The 20,012-nt window shown below is 32.9% G+C and carries 18 protein-coding genes; 8 read left to right on the top strand and 10 right to left on the bottom strand.

Annotated features, from left to right (window positions below; translation table 11 throughout):
* Nucleotides 1-29: 29 nt before the first annotated feature.
* Both C4S35_RS07165 and C4S35_RS07160 read right to left on the bottom strand, forming a co-directional pair.
* Nucleotides 30-698 (bottom strand): endonuclease/exonuclease/phosphatase family protein, encoded by a 669-nt coding sequence (locus C4S35_RS07165; protein ID WP_103999527.1) that lies wholly within the window; start codon nucleotides 696-698, stop codon nucleotides 30-32.
* Between the two features lie 35 nt (nucleotides 699-733).
* Nucleotides 734-1,192 carry a type I restriction enzyme HsdR N-terminal domain-containing protein gene (locus tag C4S35_RS07160; protein ID WP_103999526.1) on the bottom strand — a complete coding sequence of 153 codons (459 nt, stop codon included), beginning with the start codon at nucleotides 1,190-1,192 and terminating at the stop codon, nucleotides 734-736.
* A gap of 93 nt (nucleotides 1,193-1,285) precedes the next feature.
* Here C4S35_RS07160 and holA point away from each other — a divergent pair, with 93 nt between their 5' ends.
* The 7 genes from holA (at nucleotide 1,286) to ettA (ending at nucleotide 11,051) form a co-directional block, all read left to right on the top strand.
* Nucleotides 1,286-2,290: a DNA polymerase III subunit delta gene (holA, locus tag C4S35_RS07155; RefSeq protein WP_103999576.1), complete on the top strand. Its 1,005-nt coding sequence runs from the start codon at nucleotides 1,286-1,288 to the stop codon at nucleotides 2,288-2,290.
* Between the two features lie 64 nt (nucleotides 2,291-2,354).
* A complete protein-coding gene (locus C4S35_RS07150; RefSeq protein ID WP_103999525.1) occupies nucleotides 2,355-2,537 on the top strand; it encodes a CAL67264 family membrane protein in 183 nt (60 codons plus the stop codon).
* A 195-nt stretch (nucleotides 2,538-2,732) separates the two neighbouring features.
* The gene (locus C4S35_RS07145; protein ID WP_159916677.1) at nucleotides 2,733-6,692 is read left to right on the top strand and encodes a response regulator; all 3,960 of its coding nucleotides are present in this window, start codon (nucleotides 2,733-2,735) and stop codon (nucleotides 6,690-6,692) included.
* A complete protein-coding gene (locus C4S35_RS07140) occupies nucleotides 6,693-7,505 on the top strand; it encodes a CheR family methyltransferase (RefSeq protein ID WP_103999523.1) in 813 nt (270 codons plus the stop codon).
* Between the two features lies 1 nt (nucleotide 7,506).
* Complete coding sequence (locus C4S35_RS07135) at nucleotides 7,507-8,064, top strand: chemotaxis protein CheB (protein ID WP_103999522.1); 558 nt, start codon at nucleotides 7,507-7,509, stop codon at nucleotides 8,062-8,064.
* On the top strand, nucleotides 8,054-9,190 hold the full coding sequence (locus tag C4S35_RS07130; RefSeq protein WP_103999521.1) for a sensor histidine kinase: 1,137 nt from the start codon (nucleotides 8,054-8,056) through the stop codon (nucleotides 9,188-9,190). The genes C4S35_RS07135 and C4S35_RS07130 overlap by 11 nt, the downstream gene beginning before the upstream one ends.
* A gap of 166 nt (nucleotides 9,191-9,356) precedes the next feature.
* Nucleotides 9,357-11,051, top strand: a complete 1,695-nt coding sequence (gene ettA / locus C4S35_RS07125; RefSeq protein ID WP_103999520.1) for an energy-dependent translational throttle protein EttA — start codon at nucleotides 9,357-9,359, stop codon at nucleotides 11,049-11,051.
* Nucleotides 11,052-11,114: 63 nt separating this feature from the next.
* Here ettA and C4S35_RS16180 read toward each other — a convergent pair whose 3' ends face one another.
* From C4S35_RS16180 to C4S35_RS07115, 3 genes are all read right to left on the bottom strand, one after another.
* Nucleotides 11,115-11,243, bottom strand: a complete 129-nt coding sequence (locus tag C4S35_RS16180) for a hypothetical protein (RefSeq protein ID WP_279627777.1) — start codon at nucleotides 11,241-11,243, stop codon at nucleotides 11,115-11,117.
* A gap of 77 nt (nucleotides 11,244-11,320) precedes the next feature.
* Complete coding sequence (locus tag C4S35_RS07120; RefSeq protein WP_103999519.1) at nucleotides 11,321-11,737, bottom strand: thiol-disulfide oxidoreductase DCC family protein; 417 nt, start codon at nucleotides 11,735-11,737, stop codon at nucleotides 11,321-11,323.
* Nucleotides 11,738-12,299: 562 nt separating this feature from the next.
* On the bottom strand, nucleotides 12,300-14,465 hold the full coding sequence (locus C4S35_RS07115; RefSeq protein WP_103999518.1) for an endonuclease MutS2: 2,166 nt from the start codon (nucleotides 14,463-14,465) through the stop codon (nucleotides 12,300-12,302).
* Nucleotides 14,466-14,610: 145 nt separating this feature from the next.
* Here C4S35_RS07115 and ung point away from each other — a divergent pair, with 145 nt between their 5' ends.
* The gene (gene ung / locus C4S35_RS07110; protein WP_103999517.1) at nucleotides 14,611-15,297 is read left to right on the top strand and encodes a uracil-DNA glycosylase; all 687 of its coding nucleotides are present in this window, start codon (nucleotides 14,611-14,613) and stop codon (nucleotides 15,295-15,297) included.
* 182 nt (nucleotides 15,298-15,479) lie between these two features.
* Here the strand turns inward: ung and C4S35_RS07105 are convergent, their stop codons facing one another.
* The 5 genes from C4S35_RS07105 to porX form a co-directional block, all read right to left on the bottom strand.
* Complete coding sequence (locus C4S35_RS07105) at nucleotides 15,480-15,854, bottom strand: DUF4258 domain-containing protein (protein ID WP_103999516.1); 375 nt, start codon at nucleotides 15,852-15,854, stop codon at nucleotides 15,480-15,482.
* A 36-nt stretch (nucleotides 15,855-15,890) separates the two neighbouring features.
* On the bottom strand, nucleotides 15,891-17,090 hold the full coding sequence (locus C4S35_RS07100; protein WP_167386514.1) for an alanine dehydrogenase: 1,200 nt from the start codon (nucleotides 17,088-17,090) through the stop codon (nucleotides 15,891-15,893).
* 91 nt (nucleotides 17,091-17,181) lie between these two features.
* The gene (locus C4S35_RS07095; RefSeq protein ID WP_103999515.1) at nucleotides 17,182-17,655 is read right to left on the bottom strand and encodes a GNAT family N-acetyltransferase; all 474 of its coding nucleotides are present in this window, start codon (nucleotides 17,653-17,655) and stop codon (nucleotides 17,182-17,184) included.
* A 7-nt stretch (nucleotides 17,656-17,662) separates the two neighbouring features.
* Complete coding sequence (tsaE, locus tag C4S35_RS07090) at nucleotides 17,663-18,070, bottom strand: tRNA (adenosine(37)-N6)-threonylcarbamoyltransferase complex ATPase subunit type 1 TsaE (protein ID WP_103999514.1); 408 nt, start codon at nucleotides 18,068-18,070, stop codon at nucleotides 17,663-17,665.
* An 82-nt stretch (nucleotides 18,071-18,152) separates the two neighbouring features.
* Nucleotides 18,153-19,706, bottom strand: a complete 1,554-nt coding sequence (gene porX / locus C4S35_RS07085; RefSeq protein WP_103999513.1) for a T9SS response regulator signal transducer PorX — start codon at nucleotides 19,704-19,706, stop codon at nucleotides 18,153-18,155.
* Nucleotides 19,707-20,012: the final 306 nt, after the last annotated feature.

Raw genomic sequence — 20,012 nt, 5'->3', positions numbered from 1 at the left:
TTGGTAAACCATTGTCGACTTTCTTTAGCTTATATTATTTCCGTTAGCACAAGATTATGGTCAGATATTTTTCGTTCAATCAATGTCATTTTGTTTTCTGTTTTTTTGCCAATAATAAAATCTTTGTTAACGACGATGTGTATAGCGCAATTTTCATTTTTACATGTCAAATTCAGTAAATTATTTTCATCGAAATATTCATTAATTTTATTTATTGTTTGTTTATCGGGATATGGAATCCCTGAAAATGAAATATTGAAATCTCCTGAATAACATATATTTCCATTGAGTTTGATAATATCTATTTTTTGATTTTTTAAGTCATTTTTAAAATGAATGTCCCTTCCTCCAAAACTTCCAATTATACTTCCATATAAATTTAATTCTCCAAATTCAGTTTTTACTTTTCCACTAACGCTTGTAAACTTGTCATAAGTTTCGTAAATATTTACAAATTTATACTTACTAAAAATTGTTACTCTATTTTCTCCTTGTTCGTACTTTTGATTATCGTGAATTTTTGGTAATTCTTCAGATTTTATTGTATAATACTCATTTCCAAAATCAATTATTGAATTTGTTTCGGTTAAAAATATAATGTCAGGTTCTAACAAATTAATTTGTTCAATAATAAATTTATTTTTGGCTAACTTTTTATCAATTTTTGGTCTTTCAATATTCCAACTTATGATTTTCATTTGTTTTTTATTACATTAGTCGAGTACTAATTTTGTCAATATTTTAAGCTGTTAATATATTCAGGCAATTCTTTTAGGAACTGATATTTTTCATTTTCAAAATCCATTTGGCAAAAGTAATGATTCAAACCATTGGTCACCATCAAAAATTGGGACTTCATTGTCATATTGTAGCGGGCAATTTGGTCAAAAGTGGCTTGGGCTATTTTTATAGCGGGGGCTTTACATTCGATTAAAACAAAAATAGAACCGTCAGAATTAAATACAACAACATCATATCGTTTTCGTAATCCGTTCACCATTAAAACTTTTTCTACATTTATTAATGATTTAGGATATTTTTTTTCTTCCAATAAAAATTGGACAACATGCTGACGAACCCATTCTTCGGGTGTGAGAACGATAAATTTTTTCCTGATTTCATCAAAAATGGATACTTTATTTTCGCTATTTTTGAAACGGAAAGTATAAGAAGGAAAATTCAATTGCTGCATTAAGCAAAAATAGTTATTTAGTTTAAAGTTTAAGGTTTAAAGTTTCATACGATTCAACAAACTGTAAACTTTAAATTATAAACAAAAATGAAAATGGACGAAGTATTAAAAATTGTAAATGATATAAAAAGCGGAAACATCAAACCGATCTATTTTTTGATGGGTGAAGAACCTTATTATATTGATAAATTATCCGATTATATTGAATCAAAAGTTCTTACCGAAGAGGAAAAAGGTTTTAATCAGACAGTTTTATATGGTCGTGATGTTTCTATCGAAGATATTATATCGACCGCCAAACGTTATCCTATGATGGCAGAACGTCAGGTAGTAATTGTAAAAGAAGCGCAGGATTTAATTCGGACGATTGACAAACTGGAGAGTTATGCTGAAAATCCAATGGCAACAACAGTTTTAGTTTTTTGTTATAAATACAAAACTTTGGATAAGCGAAAAAAATTAACCAAGTTGTTAGCTAAAAATGGTGTCGTTTTCGAAAGTAAAAAACTGTATGAAAACCAAGTTGGTGATTGGATAAAACGTGTTTTAGCAGGCAAAAAATATGCAATTGAGCCCAAAGCATCTGCGATGTTAGTGGAATTCCTAGGAACGGATTTGAGTAAAATAAACAATGAACTCGAGAAATTGCAAATTATTCTGCCTGTTGGAAGCACCATTACTCCAAAGCATATTGAGGAAAATATAGGATTTAGTAAAGATTTTAATGTCTTTGAATTGCGAAAAGCACTTGGAGAACGCAACCAATTAAAGGCCTATACTATTGCCGAAAATTTTGCGCAAAATCCAAAAGATAATCCAATGGTTGTGACAACAAGTTTAGTCTTTGGTTTTTTTATTCAGCTGTTAAAATACCATGGATTGAAAGATAAAAATCCTAAAAATGTGGCCGCTGTTTTAGGAGTTAATCCTTTTTTTCTAAAAGAATATGATGTGGCACTGAAGAATTATCCAATGAAAAAAGTAAGCCAGATTGTGGGAGCTCTAAGAGATATTGACGTCAAAAGTAAAGGTGTTGGTGCTAATGCTTTATCTCAATCTGATTTATTAAGAGAAATGCTTTATAAAATATTTAATTAAAGCGTAAAAAATCCCGATATTTGCAGCCTTGAAACTTCGGGATTAAAAACAAAATACCACAATTATGGGAATGAATAAAAACACTATTTTAGGATGGGCAACTTTAATAATGATTCTAATGGGATTACTCTTAATAGGATTAGGTGCATTCCGTTACAGCGATGTTTCAGGTTGGGGTTTTGTTGCTGTAGGTGTTGGATTTTTAGCTAATGCGTGGGTATTTAGTTCACTTAAAGGTAGGTTGTGAAATATCAAATTAAATATCAACAAAAAAAAACACTATTTGAATAGTGTTTTTTTTTGCTGATAACAATACATTTATAAAATAAAATTAGAAGTAGTTATGTGGAAGAAATTATCAATTAAATTTCAGTTAATATTAATTTTGCTAATACCGTTTTCAGGATTAATTTATATTACTATTTCAAATATAAATTTCTCGTTGGAAAATTATAAAAATATTGAAGAAAGCGTAGAAAAGATTAACAACATAGCTATGCTTTCTGAAGGTATTAAGCTGATTGGTAATGAAAGAGGATTGTGCAATTATTCATTTTTTGATGCATCAATAAAAAAAGGATATTTAGAAAGTAGACAAAAAACGAATGAATGGTTTTTAAGAAGTAATATTAAAGACACTTTAATTTCAAATGATCTTAAAAAACTTTATGCCACAATCTTAAATATTCATGAGAATATTGACAATAAAGTGGAAACTCCAATAAAATCCTTTGTTAAGTACTCTGCAATTAATGAAAACCTAATTAATTTAATTGAACGGGAAGTAGTTTACAACAAGTACCCTAAGCTTACTACTCTCGCAAATAATTATACGAATTATGTGCTTTTGAAAAGGTCTGCTTTGTTAAAAAGAGGTGTTGTTATGCAAAGCTTAATTGATAAAAAAAACAATGATACGTTAGTAGACTTGTATTTTCAGTCAAAAGTGTATGTCAGAAGTGTTGATTTTAAATTATCACATTTTAAACTTGATTCAATAAATAGAGGGCTTTATAAATTCAAAAATTCAAAAAATTTTAACACTTTTAATGGTAATGCGCAAGATATTATAGACAAGAAGTTGAATATGTCTCCTGAGCTATGGTGGATAAATTCTACAATGATAGTAGAAAAGATTACAAAACTAGAAAAGGATAATTTAAAGCACATTGTAAATTTTGCGAATATTGAAAAAGAAGCTGCATTGAGAAGTGTGATAATTTTAGTGGTGCTACTTTTATTGTTTCTGGCCATCACTTTTATTTTATTGTATATTTTAGTCAATAACTTATCAAAATCGCTAAATGTAATATCCTCAACTGTAAAGAAAATTTCACAAGGGAAAATCATACGGAATCCTACTATTTACGGAAACTCAGAATTTGTTGATATTAGCAATTCCTTCGATCAGTTATTGGACGGAATAAAAGAGCAATTTGATTTATCGCTAAAAATAAGCTCAGGTCATTATGGTGCGAAAATTAATCTTAGAAGCCCCAATGACACTCTTAATAAGTCAATGAATAAAATGTCTCTAGAATTGAAGAGAATGAACGAGGAGTATTTGGAGCGAAGTAAAATGAGAAAAAGTATTAGCGCAATAAATAATTCTATTTTAGAATCAAGCGATTTGGAAGAATTTGGAAATAATTTTTGCCACACAATCGCAGAGCAAACCCAGGGTTGTCAGGCCAATTTTTACATTATCAATTCCTCTTTAGATAAGAATCAGTTATATAAAATTGGGGGTTACGCTGATCATAAAAATTCTCCCGCTGCTATTACGATTGGTGAAGGTTTAGTTGGAGAAGTTGCTAAATCAAACCAACAAAATTGTTTCAATGATTTACCCAATAATTACTCGTATTTATCATCTTCTCTGGGAGAATTTCCTTATTTTAATGTTTTAATCACGCCTGTCTCCTATAAAAATAAAGTAATAGGAGTGGTCGAAATCGGATCTCTTAAAAATTTTAATGAAGATCATAAAATTCTGTTAAATACTATTTCGGAATCTATAGGAAGTGCCATTGAGGTTTATATTAGTAATGAGGACCTGAAATTTTCCGTGAATGAAATAAACCGCAAGAATAATATTCTTCAAGTCCAGGAAGAAGAACTTAGACAAAGTAATGAGGAGTTGAACAAACAATCTATGATGCTGCAACAATCTGAGGAAGAACTTAGAACCCAAGCATCCGAATTAGAACAAACCAATGCGTATCTCGAAGAAAAAAGTCGGGAGCTTGAAATTAAAAATAATGAAGTTGTTGTAAAGAATGAGGAATTGGTTATTGCTCAAGAAGCGTTAAATCTAAAAGCCGATGAAATTGCCCAATCAAGCAAATATAAATCGGAATTTTTGGCTAATATGTCCCATGAATTAAGGACACCTTTAAACAGTATTTTAATACTTTCGGATCTATTAAAAGAAAATAATTCAGGCAATTTAACTAATCCACAAATTGATAACCTTTCTGTAATCAACTCTTCAGGAAAAGATTTATTAAATCTCATCACCGATATCTTAGATATATCAAAAATTGAAGCTGGGAAAGTCGAAATTTACCCGGAAGATTCTATCGTAGAAAGAATTTATTCGGATATGGATGGCCTATTTAGGGTTCAGATGGAAAAGAAGAAGATTGAGTTTATTATGACCATTTCTGAAGATTGCCCAAGAAAATTACATACCGATATTGGAAAACTGGAACAAATCATTAAAAACTTTTTGTCTAACGCATTGAAGTTCACTCCAGAAAACGGGAGAGTTGCAGTACGCTTTTCATCGAGTATATATAAGAGCGATTTTGCAACGGAAACATTGGCCAAAGTAAATTCTGATGAAATTTTGTCTATTCATATAGAAGACAATGGAATTGGAATTTCGGATGAGAATAAAAAGAAATTATTTCAAACATTTCAACAAGCAGACAGTTCTACCAGTCGTAAATATGGTGGTACAGGCTTAGGCTTATTTATTTCGAAAGAATTAGCGATACTACTGGGTGGGGAAGTTCAATTTGAAAGTGAGCTCAACAAAGGAAGTGTTTTTAGTGTTCATATTCCGGTTACTTTTCAGGATCATAAAATGGAGCTTAAAGAATCGGTGGCATTTGCGGCTAAACAAATGGTAGCAAAAATAACTGAAATACCAAAGCCTTCGGAAGCAGTTCTGGATTTATCTGAAAACCTCAGTGATGATCGAAATTTGGTTTCTGTTGATGATAAAACTATCTTGATAATTGAGGATGATGCTTCATTTGCAGATATATTGTTGCAAGTAGCGCACGATAATGGCTTCAAGGCAATTGTTGCTTATCAAGGAGAAACGGGCTACCAATATGCTAAAAAATACAGACCAAAAGCTATCATTTTAGACATGAAATTACCAGGTATTGACGGCTGGACGGTTTTAAAATGGTTAAAAGAAGATAAAGAACTGCAACACATTCCTGTGCATGTAATGTCTGGCATGAACAGGGAAAAATTAGCCAAAGAAATGGGGGCTTTTGATTTTTTGATTAAACCTATAACAACGGATAAATTAAAAAATGCTTTTCAGTCAATTGATGCCCAAATAAACAAAGTGTTTAAGAAAGTATTGATTTTGGAAGATGATGTAAGCCTAAATTATTCAATAAAAGAATTAGTTCACAATTGCGACAGAAACGTAATCTGCCTGCAGGCGCATACATTCAAAGAGGCAGAGATTATCCTGATGAATGATAGCATTGATTGTGCTATTATGGATATAGGTTTACCCGATTCTATGAATATTGCAAACATAGCAGCACTTAAAAAAATATCCAAAAATGATAAGATTAATATTATTGTAAATACCGGAAAATCGCTGACAGAGGAAGATCAATTAGAATTGCAAAATAGTGCCGATGGTATTGTTATTAAAACCAGTAATGTTACGGAAAGATTAAAAGATGAATTGCTGTTGTTTCTCGATACAGTAGAGATGAATACAAATAATAAAGTAAGTAAAACAGTCCAAAACCTATTGGGAGGAGAAGTTCTTAAGGATAAAAATATTTTGATTGTTGACGATGATATTCGAAATATATATGCGCTTTCAAGTGCGTTAACAACAAAAGGAGCTTCGATTTTAACAGCCTTCAATGGTGTTGAGGCACTCGAGGTTTTAAAAAACAATACAACTATAGACATTGTGCTGATGGATATTATGATGCCGGAGATGGATGGATTTGAAGCAACTAGAAAAATAAGAGGAAATCCAAAATGGAAAAACCTTCCTATAATTGCACTCACGGCAAAGGCAATGAAAGGAGATCGCGAAGAGATATTAAATGCAGGCGCATCTGATTATCAGTCAAAACCAATTGATATACAGCAGCTTATTTCATTAATCAGTATATGGGTGTATAAATAAATGATAGAATTTAGCGACCTTGAAGAAATACTTGTTTTAATTCAAAAACAATATGGTTATGACTTTTCCGGATACTCCAGGGCTTCTTTACTCAGGCGTATCAATCGCTTTATGGAAATATCTGATATAGGAACGATTGTCCATTTAAAAAATCAATTGGTAAATGATCCTGATAAATTCAATGGATTCATAAATGAAATAGTGGTGAATATAAGTGAATTTTTCAGAGACCCTGATTTTTTCAAATCATTATTAAATAATGTTTTTCCCTATTTAGAGAGTTATCCCAAAATTAATATCTGGACTGCAGGTTGTTCTTTTGGCGAAGAAACTTATTCCTTGGCCATACTTTTAAAAGAAATGGGATTAATGCAAAAATCCCGGATTTATGCTACAGATATAAGCGCAAAAGCCTTGGAGAAAGCAAAAAAGGGAATATTTCCCAATAATAATTTCAAAGAGTATTCTAATAATTATTTTTCATGCGGTGCAAAGGAGTCGTTTAATCAATATTTTGTTTCTGATGGACAAAAGTCAATAATCAATTCAGAGTTAAAAAAAGACATTTTATTTTCCCGACATAACTTAGTCACAGATGGAGTTTTCAAAGAATGTCAGCTTATTTTATGCAGAAATGTTTTAATCTATTTTGATGAAGAATTGCAAAATAAAGTATTGCAATTATTTTATGACAGTTTACCGGTTTATGGTTTTTTGGCTTTAGGAAATAAGGAGACATTACGTTTTAGCGCGGTTCACGATAAATTTAAAATTATAGATAAAAAAGAAAAAATTTACCAAAAAATAAAATAGTATGAAAATGATTATTATTGGTGGTTCAGGAGGATCTTTTGATCTAATACTATCGATTCTTCAAGGATTAGATAAGGAGATGAACATGCCTATCGTGATTATTTTGCATAGACTAAAAAACACAAAGGCTATTCTTGAAGATTTTTTACAATTGCATACGCATTACACCGTGAAAGAGGCAGAGGATAAAGAATTTTTAAAGACAGGGTATATTTATACGGCACCGTCAGATTATCATTTATTATTGGAAGAAAATTTTAGATTTTCACTGGATACATCCGAAGAAGTCAATTTTAGCAGACCATCAATAGATGTGAGTTTTGAATCCTTTTCGCGTGTTTTAAAAGAAAATTGTTGTGGAATAATACTGTCGGGAGCTAATCAAGACGGGGCAATTGGGTTGCAAGTAATAGGTAAAAATGGAGGGGAAACAATAGTCCAGGATCCTAAGGAAGCAGAATTTACAGCCATGCCAGAAGCTGCAATTGCTAAATATAAAAACCATTCAGTGTGCGCACTAAATAACATAATAAAAAAATTGAACTACTATGCAAAATAAAAAACATACTCTTTTGCTAATTGATGATAAGCCCGAAAATTTATTGGCTTTAAGGAGTATTCTTGAGCTTCCGGACAGGGAAATCATTAGCTGTTTATCGGCAAATGAGGCATTGCAAATATTACTTAAAAAGAGCGTTTCTTTAATACTTGTGGATGTTCAAATGCCCGAAATGGATGGCTACGAATTTGTGGAAATAGTAAAGAGCCATCCCAAAACAGCCAGTATTCCCACTATTTTTGTCACAGCAATTAGTAATGAGCAAATACATTTGACAAAAGCGTATGATTTAGGGGCCATAGATTTTTTATCGAAACCTTTAAATACTGAGATAACCAGAAAAAAAGTGGAATCTTTTTTAAAAATATGGGATTATGATCAAGAGCTTAAATTATTAAACGAAAAATTAAGTCAAAAGAACGAGGAATTAGAGCAATTTGCCCATATTATCGCTCACGATTTAAAAACACCGCTCAGTAATATTCAAACTTTAATAAATGTAATTGAAGAGGATCATATTCTGGATCTGGATGGTGATGTGGCGCAATTATTTGAAATGGTGAAATCTTCATCTAAAAAAATGTCTGGATTGATTGACGATTTATTGTATTACAGCAAAACTGTTCAGGATAATGAAGGAAAAGAAGAAATTAATATCGCAGCGGCTCTCGATGAAGTTTTAAAACTTATAAATCCCTCCATTAATGTTCAAATTGAAAAGGTAAATTTGAATCACAACATTCTGTTTCAGCCTTTGGCGTTTCATCAAATTGTATCAAATCTATTATCGAATGCCATTAAATATAACGATAAAGTAGTTTCTAAAATTAGAATCTCTTTTAGTGAAGAAAATTTTTCTTTGTCAGTTATGGATAATGGTCCCGGAATTGACGAAAAATACCACACTAAAATTTTCGAAATGTTTCATACACTGGGAAAAAGTTTCAATGGGGAAAGTAGTACTGGTATTGGGTTAAATTTGGTTAAAAAACTCGTGGAAAGAAATGATGTGACTATTGATGTTAAAAATAATACTGATATTGGATGTCAATTTATAATTTCAAACCTTGAAATGGTAAACAATAATGTGAAAACCGCTAGCGAAATTGCATTAGAAACATTGTAACCGTTCCATTTATTCATTGCAGTTTTAAGAGGCTTTTTTTACGAAAAAAACAATACCTTTGCATTTAAAATTTCATTAATTTTGTGTGCTATAGCTGGATTTAGAAATGTATTTAATTGCAATTCAAAGAAGTTATAAGTTCATTAAAACAATTAAAAATTAATTTATGGCAGACGATAAAAAAGTGATATTCTCAATGTCAAAATTGAGTAAAACCTATCAAGGAGCAGATAAACCAGTGCTAAAAAATATTTATTTGAGTTTCTTTTATGGGGCAAAAATTGGTATTTTGGGTTTAAATGGTTCAGGAAAATCTTCTTTATTGAAGATTATTGCAGGAGTTGATAAAAATTATCAAGGCGATGTAGTTTTTGCGCCCGGTTACACTGTTGGTTATTTAGAACAAGAACCTATTCTAGATGATAGTAAAACGGTTATTGAAATTGTAAGAGAAGGTGTTGCGGAAACTATGGCAGTTTTAGATGAATTCAATAAAATCAATGATAGTTTTGGTTTACCTGAAGTTTATGAAAATGCAGATAAGATGGAGCAATTGATGGATCGTCAAGCGCTTTTGCAGGACAAAATTGATGCATTGGGTGCCTGGGAAATTGACACCAAATTGGAAATTGCAATGGATGCTTTGCGCACTCCAGAAGGAGATACTCCAATTAAGAATTTATCTGGTGGAGAGCGTCGTCGTGTAGCTTTATGTCGTTTATTGTTGCAACAGCCCGATGTTTTGCTTTTGGATGAACCTACGAATCACTTGGATGCGGAAAGCGTTCTTTGGTTAGAACAACATTTAGCACAATATGCCGGAACTGTCATTGCAGTAACCCACGATAGATATTTCTTGGATAATGTTGCCGGTTGGATTCTAGAGTTAGACAGAGGGGAAGGTATTCCATGGAAAGGGAATTATTCTTCTTGGTTGGAGCAAAAATCTGGTCGTATGGCACTTGAAGAAAAAGTAGCTTCAAAACGCAGAAAAAACTTAGAACGTGAATTAGACTGGGTTCGACAAGGTGCCAAAGGTCGTCAAACCAAACAAAAAGCGCGTTTACAGAATTACGATAAATTATTAAATGAAGACCAAAAACAGTTGGATGAAAATCTGGAAATTTATATTCCAAATGGGCCACGTTTAGGTACGAATGTAATTGAAGCCAAAAATGTCGCTAAAGCTTTTGGGGAAAAATTGTTGTATGATAATTTAAATTTTACTTTACCACAAGCAGGAATTGTTGGAATTATTGGTCCAAACGGCGCTGGAAAATCAACTATTTTCAAAATGATAATGGGTGAGGAAAAGCCAGATTCGGGAGAGTTTTTAATTGGAGACACGGTAAAAATTGCGTACGTAGATCAAGCACACTCTAATATAAATCCGGAGAAATCTATTTGGGAAAACTTCGCTGATGGCCAGGAATTGATTATGATGGGCGGAAAGCAAGTGAATTCTAGAGCTTATTTGTCACGTTTTAATTTTGGTGGTGGAGAACAAAACAAGAAAGTCTCTATGCTTTCTGGAGGAGAACGTAATCGTTTGCATCTCGCGATGACTTTGAAAGAAGAAGGAAACGTATTATTGCTGGATGAGCCTACGAATGATTTGGACATCAACACACTTCGTGCATTAGAAGAAGGATTGGAAAACTTTGCAGGTTGTGCGGTAGTTATTTCTCACGATAGATGGTTTTTGGACAGAATTTGTACTCACATTCTAGCTTTCGAAGGAAACTCTGAAGTGTACTATTTTGAAGGTGGTTTCACTGATTATGAGGAAAACAAGAAAAAACGTTTGGGTGGTGACTTAACGCCAAAACGATTAAAATACAGAAAATTAATTAGAAGTTAGTTTTTGTAATTACAATTTTATCAGCAAGAGGATGTCCAATAAGATATCCTCTTTTTTTTACAGCTATTCTATTTTTTTATCAGAGTTCATCAAAAGTAAAACTGTGGTGATCAGTCCTATGATTACAAACCCGAATAAGACAACCATTATAAATGTTACGATATCCCAAGAAAAAAGTGTAGTGTCTTTCATGATAATTTAAATTTAAGTTTGTTCAAATTTATACTTAATGCCTAATAAATGGAATGATAATTATCATGATTGTTATTTTATTCTAAAAACTTAGCTTTGATTTCCTCGGTTGGAATCAGACAAGCGTCCTTTTTTCCATACCATCTGTAACGGTTTTTAGCGACATAATCATAAATATAGTTATTAAAGGAAGTCGGTAAAATCGAAAACAGTTTCGCAAAATAAAATATTTCTCCTAAATTTTTAGCTATTTCTAGAGCAGCTTCCGATTTATAATAATAAGCGATTCCGGGCTGGTAGAGAATTATACTATCAATGTTTTTAGCATCGATTCCAATGTATTTAATGATTTCTTTCCCTAAATTAGATTGCAGCGCCACAAACCTGAAAACATCTTTTTTATCATGTTTAATGATGAATTGTACAGCCGAATCGCAGAGATTGCAAACGCCATCAAAGAGGATTATTTTTTTGTCTTTAGGGAGGTTTTTCATTTTTTTGTTATTGCGAGGAACAAAACAATCTTATTGAGTTGCTCAATTTTAGTTGCTCAATTTGTATCCTTATTAGTGTTATTGCTTCGTTGCTCGCAATGACTTGTGTTAATCTTGCGAAAGTCATGCCGCCATCATATCCTTAATTTCTTCAAATAAATTTTTTCAAGTCGGATTCATTGAACGAATTATTTTATTTTTTTTCTTTTGAACCTGATTTTATTTTCGTATCTCGTGCTATGGAATCAGCAATTTATTGAAATTGTTCATAATTTACAAATACATTCACTTTATAATGTGTAGAAAATGAATTGGGATATCATTTTTCTTTGTGTTTCTAGAATTCTTTGTGGAAGATTTGAAGCAGCCCCTCTACAAATTATGGACTGGTCTTTATTAATGTTTATATAGATTAATCGAGATTTGATAGTTATTTATGCTTTGTCAGTGCGAGGAATGAAGCAATCTCATTTCGTTTATCTGCTTTAATAATTAACAAAAGTTGCTCATGTTAGTGTGCTTGTTTCGTTTCTCGCAAAGACGCTTTACGACTGCTAATAGATCATTTCTTACCCGCTTCTACGAATTCAAGTGCTTCAAGACTTACTTTGGAAGTGAACACTCCATAATTGACCAATGCTTTGGTTTTCTCAATCTTATCAATACTTCCTACTGCTTTTCCATCGAACATTCGGACGCGATCACCTACTTTAAGTACCGGTTTTGGTTTCTCAATTACTACTTTTAATTTCTTCTCTTTCTTTTCTTTTCTAATTTCTTCAACCTGAACAGTAACCTCTTCGATAACTACTTTTTTCTGCTCTATCAGCGCTTTAGTTTCTTTGGGCGTCGCTTTTCTTCGTTTTGAATTTTCAATTTCAATAATTTTCAAAAACTCCCCAAGTAGGTCTTTTTTACTTTTGTTGTTAAAATATTTCTCGGCTATGTCTTCAATTTTTTGGCCAATGTAAATCGTTTTCTGATTGCTGTCGTACAATTCCTGGTAGCTTTCCAGTTTTTGTTTGATTTTTACATTGATAGTTTCCATTTTCTTTCCCTCTTCTCGCGCTTTCTTTTCCTCTTCTTTTAGCGTTTGTGAAGTTTTCTCCATTTTCGAGCGCTCTTTTTGAAGGGTTGCAATAGTTTTATCAAAACGTACTTTTCCAACTTCAATTTTCTTTTTGGCACGATTAATTAAACTGAATGGGATTCCGTTTTTTAAGGCAACTTCAAATGTAAAAGAACTTCCTGCCTGACCTAAAACCAATTTGTACAAAGGTTCTAATGTTTTTTCGTCGAATAACATGTTTGCATTAGTAGCATAAGGCAACTCATTTGCGAGAATTTTTAAATTGGAATAATGAGTTGTAATAATCCCAAAAGCTTCCCGATGATAGAACTCTTCCAAAAATATTTCGGCTAATGCACCACCCAATTCAGGATCAGAACCGGTACCAAATTCATCAATTAAAAACATCGTTTTTTTATTGCACTTCTTTAGAAAGTAGTTCATGTTTTTTAATCGGTAACTGTAGGTACTTAGATGATTTTCAATAGATTGATTATCTCCAATATCCGTAAGTATTCGATCAAATAAAAACGTTTCGCTACGTTCATGAACTGGGATCAGCATACCAGATTGTAGCATTAATTGGAGTAATCCAACGGTTTTTAATGAAATGGTTTTTCCACCTGCATTGGGTCCTGAAATAACAATAATCCTACTTTCCTGATTTAATTCAATGGTTTGCGGATGCGTGATTTCGTTTTTTTGTTTATTATTTAAGTACAAAACAGGATGATAAGCATCTCTAAAATAAAGTCGGCGATTTTCGGTAATTGTGGGTAAAATTCCATTTATTCTATTGGCATATTTTGCCTTTGCGGCAATGACATCAACATCACTAAGAAAATCCTGGTACTTGATTAAAAGTGGTAAAAAAGGACGAATATAATTGGATAACTGTTTTAATATTCGGTTGATTTCTTCTTTTTCCTCGTATTCTAAATTACTCAATTCACGCGAATATTGTAAGGTAGCTTCTGGCTCGATATAGGCAATGCTTCCCGTCTTAGAACTGCCCATGATTGATCCTTTTACTTTACGACGGTACATGGCTAAAACTGCTAAAACACGTCTGTTTTGAACAAAACTTTCTTTGATGTCGTCTAAATATCCCAACGCATTGTATTGCGTCAATGCTGTTCCAAAGCTTTGGTTAACTTTCCCTCGAACGGCATTCATACTCCTGCGGATGTTCAATAAATCTGGTGAAGCATTGTCTTTTATTTCTCCATATTTGTCAACAACTTCGTCCACCATTGTAATGATTTCCTTGGTCAGTTCGACTTGATTCGCTCTTGCATTTAAATTTGGATAATAATCCTCAAATTTTCTCAAAAAGGTCAATAGGAAATTTACCGTTGAAGAAATAGTGGCGATTTTTCTAAAACTGCCCACTTCAAGAAAACTGTCCTCAATTGCCAGAAATCTAATTTCGTGTGTGATAGCATCAAACCCATGATTGGGAATTGCATTATTATTTTGGAAAGACGAAACATACTCTGACGTTTGCATTAATGCCTGCATCAAGGTTTCTTTATCCTTAAAAGGGGTTATTTCAAAAGCTTTTTGTTTTCCAATGTCAGTATTGCAAATGGTTGAAATGGTTTCGAGTACAGTAGGAAATTGTAAATCTTGTAATGTTTTTTCAGTGATGGATATCATTTATCTTATAATTCTTTTCAAGACAAAAATAGCTAATAGTTAAGATAATTTAACAGACTTTCACAAAGAATTAAAGAATGTTTAGTATCCTTTTTTTGATTTAAAAAAAAAATCCCGCTGTATCTTTGCTTTCTAATACCTAATTATGCAAATCAGTCTTAAACCGGAATGGCAATCCATTTTATCAAACGAAATTCAGAAACCCTATTTTCCAGATTTATTGGGATTCGTCGATGATGAATACAAGAATCACACATGTTATCCTCCTAAGGAATTGATTTTTTCGGCATTTGAATATTGCAGTTTCAAAAAGGTAAAAGTGGTTATTATTGGCCAAGATCCGTATCATGGAAAAGGCGAGGCCAATGGTTTGTGCTTCTCTGTAAATGACGCGGTTCGAATTCCACCTTCTTTGCGGAACATATTTCGGGAACTGAGTGATGATGTGGGCTCTATTTTTATGCCCGTTTCAGGTAATTTAGAAACTTGGGCAAAACAAGGCGTTTTGCTGCTGAACGCTTCTTTAACGGTAAGAGAAGATAATCCGAATAGTCATAAACATTTAAAGTGGAATCTTTTTACTGACGCTGTAATTCAAAAAATTTCAGACGAAAAAGAGCATGTGGTGTTTTTACTTTGGGGAAATTTTGCGCACAAAAAAGGAGTAATAATTGACCGCAATAAACATTTGGTTTTAGAATCGGGACATCCGTCGCCTATGAGTGCTAATCAAGGAAAGTGGTTTGGCAACAAACATTTCAGCAAAACAAACGGCTATTTAAAACAAAATGGAATAGAGGCCATCAACTGGATTTCAGACGATGTTTTCTAAAGGTATAAATACTTGATTTGTAGATTGCTCCGCGTGAGTGATGGTAGTGAAGCTCTTTTTTTGAGAGGTGTTTCAGCCACTCAAAAAAAAGCGGGAACGTACAGCACGACCCAAAGTTTTTACGCAGGGTCACGCCCAAATTGAAATCATGTTATTACTATAAATAACAATTTTTAGAATGTTTATTTTTTTATAATATCTTCTAATACCGCTTTATCGCTGTAATTAATCACTTTAAGCGTGATTTCTTGTTTTTTTATAGTTTGTCCTTCAATAATATACAATTTCCCTTTTTTAATTTCCATATTGCTTTTGTCGAAATCAACATCGCCAAATTTTAATGTGTTTTTAATATCTGTGGTGTCAATCCATTTTTCAGCTAATATTTGGGATGCTTTATCGGAATAATAGAAAGGTTTATTTCTTAAATCATTCAAAACTCTGGCATTTGGAAAATAATTACAACGGGTGTCTTTCCCACTAAAGATAGCTGCTACGAAAAACAATCCCATAATTAAACCAACAAGGTAATAAGCAAAACGATGTACAAATTTCATGAATTAAATTTTTGGCAAAGGTAAAAGAAAGTTTGCTTAAAAAACAATTAAATTGATATCCTTATCAGGTAAATTAAACCAGTCGCCAATGGCTTTGTTGGTAAGAATTCCGTGATACAGATACACTCCGTTTTTCAACCCTTTATCACAACGAATAGCGGGCTCGATACCGCCATCTTCAGCGATTTGCATGAGATAAGGCGTAATGATATTACTTATGGAAAGAGAAGCTGTTTTTGAATATCGGGAAGGAATATTGGGAACGCAATAATGTAAAACATTGTTTTTGATAAATGTAGGTTTCTCATGAGAGGTCACTTCCGAAGTTTCAAAACACCCACCGGTATCAATGCTTACATCCACAATTACGGCACCATTTTTCATGTGTTCGACCATTGTTTCGGTAACGATAACCGGGCAACGTTCTTTTCCTCTCATAGCTCCAATCGCTACATCGCAACGTCTCAACGCTTTTAACAAAGATTTTGGCTGAATGGTAGAAGTAAAAATTCGTTGGTTTAAATTGTTTTGTAAACGACGTAATTTTGTAATAGAATTGTCAAATACTTTTACATTGGCACCTAGACCAATTGCGGTTTTCGCTGCAAATTCACCCACAGTTCCTGCGCCCAAAATAACAACATCAGTAGGAGGGACGCCGGTAATATTACCAAATAACAATCCTTTTCCAAATTCATTGGTAATCATCAATTCCGCTGCAATTAATATGGATGCAGTTCCGGCTATTTCGCTCAATGATTTTACAGCTGGGTAAGTCCCATCTTCATCTTTTATGTATTCAAAAGCAAGAGCGGTGATTTTTTTCTTAGTCAAAGCTTCGAAATAGGCTTTTTTTCTGGTTTTCAATTGAATTGCTGAAATCAGAATCGTTTCCGAATTCATCATTTGAATTTCGGCTATTGTAGCTGGCTCTACTTTTAAGATCATAGGACAGCTAAAAACTTTCTTGGTGTCATTTGTAACTTCTGCACCGGCATCACAATATTCCTTATCCGAATAACTGGAACTTTGCCCGGCACCAGCTTCAATCATTACCCTGTGTCCGTGAAAGGTCAACGAATTTACAGCATCAGGAGTGAGACAAATCCGGCGTTCCTGGTAGCTGTTCTCTTTAGGGATACCAATGAAAAGTTCGCTTTTTTGTCTCGCTATTTCCAATTTTTCTTCTTGAGGTAATAGCTGTTGCTTTGTGAAAGGAGTTATAGTAATTGACATTATAATTGTTAATTTGTGGCACAATTTACGCAAAAGTTTTAGAAAAACGCAATTGTAAAGATGATAAGTAAAGTAATAATTGTATTAAAATTTAACGGATGATTTTTTCCATTTTTATATCGGCTCTTTCATAAATCCCTTCTTCTAAAGATATTTCTACGAAACCATATTTTTGATATAAATGGATAGCGGGCAGTAAACTTCTATTGGAGTACAAAATAAGTTTATAAATGCCTTCCTTTTTGGCAACAGCCAAACAATGTTCCATTATTTTTTTACCAATTCCTAAACCCTGAATCGTATTTGTAACCGCCATTTTACTCAATTCAAACGTGGAATCATCTATTTTTATCAATGAAACGGTACCTATTATTTGATTATTGTATTTAGCATAAAATATCATTCCGCCTTTATCAATAATTTCACCTTGTGGGTTAGAAAGTACGATTTCGTCTTTGGGCTCCACTTTGAAATATTTCTTCAGCCATTCTAAATTCAGTGTTTTAATATGTTCCTTTAAATTTGTTGAAAAAGGAATAATTTCTACGGTATTTTCTAAACTCATAATTTATTTAACTTAATTCTAAGGAACGTTTTCCATCGGCAAGCAACTCAATGGTAATTGCAGAATGTGCTTCAGGAATTAGATTTGGAATTTTTTCGGCCCATTCAATAAAACACCAATTCCCCGAATAAAGGTAATCATCAATTCCCATATCCAAAGCTTCAATTTCATTGTTCAATCTATAAAAATCAAAATGGTAAACAGTTTGATTTTTAGTAGTTTGATATTCATTAACTAAAGAAAAAGTTGGGCTGCTTGTGGCATCAGTAACACCAAGCGATTTACATAATTGTTTGATCAAAGTGGTTTTTCCAACACCCATTTCTCCATGAAAAAGAATTACTTTATTGGGATTCTCCGCTATGATTTTTTGCGCAACTTCCTCGAGTTGATCTAAAGAAAAAGTAATATTCATAATTGTAGTATTCAGTGGTCAGTTTGTAGTGTTCAGTTATTTCGGATTTTTGCAAACTGAACAGTACAAACTAACCTTTTTTTTATTTCGGGTTAAAAACTAAGAAAGGAATAATCATTTCTTCTAATGATATTCCGCCGTGCTGATAGGTGTTTTTGTAATAACTCACATAATGATTGTAATTATTGACATACGCCAAAAACAAATCATTTTTTGCAAAAATATAAGAACTGCTCATATTTATGGTAGGCAAACCAATATTTTTTGGTTCTTTTATGGCATAAACATCTTTTTGTTCGTACGTCAGACTGCGTCCTGTTTTGTAACGCAAATTCAAACTGGTGTTTTTATCACCCACCACTTTCGATGGATTTTTCACGTTTATAGTTCCGTGATCTGTAGTTAAAATCAATTTGAAACCTAATTTTTGAGCCTGTTGAATAATTTCCAACAATGGAGAGTTTTTAAACCAACTTAATGTAAGCGAGCGATAGGCTTTATCATCGGAGGCGAGTTCTTTTACCACGTCCATCTCAGTCTTGGCATGCGAAAGCATATCCACAAAGTTGTAAACCACCGTAACCAAATCATTGTCTTTTAAAGATTTAAAGTTTTCAACCAGTTTTTTGCCACCGGCTAAGTTGGTAATTTTATAATAGTCTTGCTTGATGTTCAATCCCAAACGTTTCAATTGTGCCGTCAAAAACTCGGCTTCATATAAATTTTTCCCGCCTTCTTCCGGATCGTTTTTCCAATATTGCGGAAACTGTTTTTCCATTTCAAGAGGCGTTAGACCAGAGAAAATTGCGTTTCGGGCATATTGCGTGGCTGTAGGCAAAATGGCGTAATACGGAACTTCTTTTTCCAGTTTATAATAATTGGCCACCACGCTTTCAAAGGTTTTCCATTGATCATAACGCAAATTATCAATCACAACAAATAGAATTGGTTTGTCTTTTTTTACGATTTCCGGCACCACTAATTCTCTGAATAAAGTATGCGATTGAATTGGTTTATCCGCTTTTGGTGCAAACCAGTCTTCATAATTGCGCTCTATGAATTTTCCAAATTGCGAATTGGCTTCGGTTTTTTGGGATTCCAAAATCTCAACCATACTTTGATCGTCAATATTTTCCAATTCCAGTTCCCAAAAAATCAATTTCTTGTACAATTCTATCCAGTCTTCATAGGAATTCACCATCGCCATTTCCATGGTTATTTTTCTAAATTCCTTCTGATAATCCAACGTTGTTTTTTGCGAAATCAATCGGGAATGATCCAGATTTTTCTTTAAACTCAACAAAATCTGATTTGGATTCACGGGTTTGATCAAATAATCGGCAATTTTTGAACCAATCGCTTCCTCCATAATATATTCCTCCTCACTTTTGGTAATCATAATCATGGGAACCGAAGACTTTTTCTCTTTCATCTCTGACAACGTTTCCAGACCACTCATTCCGGGCATATTCTCGTCCAGAAAAACAATATCAAAATTGTTTTCCTCAAAAATATCAATCGCATCCCGACCGTTATTACAAGTAGTTACCTCGTAATTTTTCTTTTCCAGAAATAATATATGTGGTTTCAAAAGGTCGATTTCATCATCCACCCAAAGTATTTTTATTTTATCCATAAGTCGTGTTAACAAGTATTCTAAAGTACTAATTGAAAGCGCCAATTTACTGATTTTTGCAACGGTTCTTTGCTAATATTATGATAATTTTTAGTACAATAGCAGCTTGTATTGCGAAACCAAGATAAGAATTTTATTTTGTTTAAACTTGTTTTTTGGGCGTGACCCATCCTCCGTAAACTCCGTCCGGGTCGGGCTGTACGCTGTATCTTTCCTTTTTAAAGAAAAAGGAAAGGATGCCGCTTCCATCCCTCACGCGGTTGCGAGAATTATTGGTTTTTTGTATTACTATTTAGGTAAGAAAAG

The sequence above is a fragment of the Flavobacterium urumqiense genome, from assembly GCF_900108015.1.
GTDB classification, from domain to species: domain Bacteria; phylum Bacteroidota; class Bacteroidia; order Flavobacteriales; family Flavobacteriaceae; genus Flavobacterium; species Flavobacterium urumqiense.
This window is presented reverse-complemented; position numbering and strand designations above follow the sequence as displayed.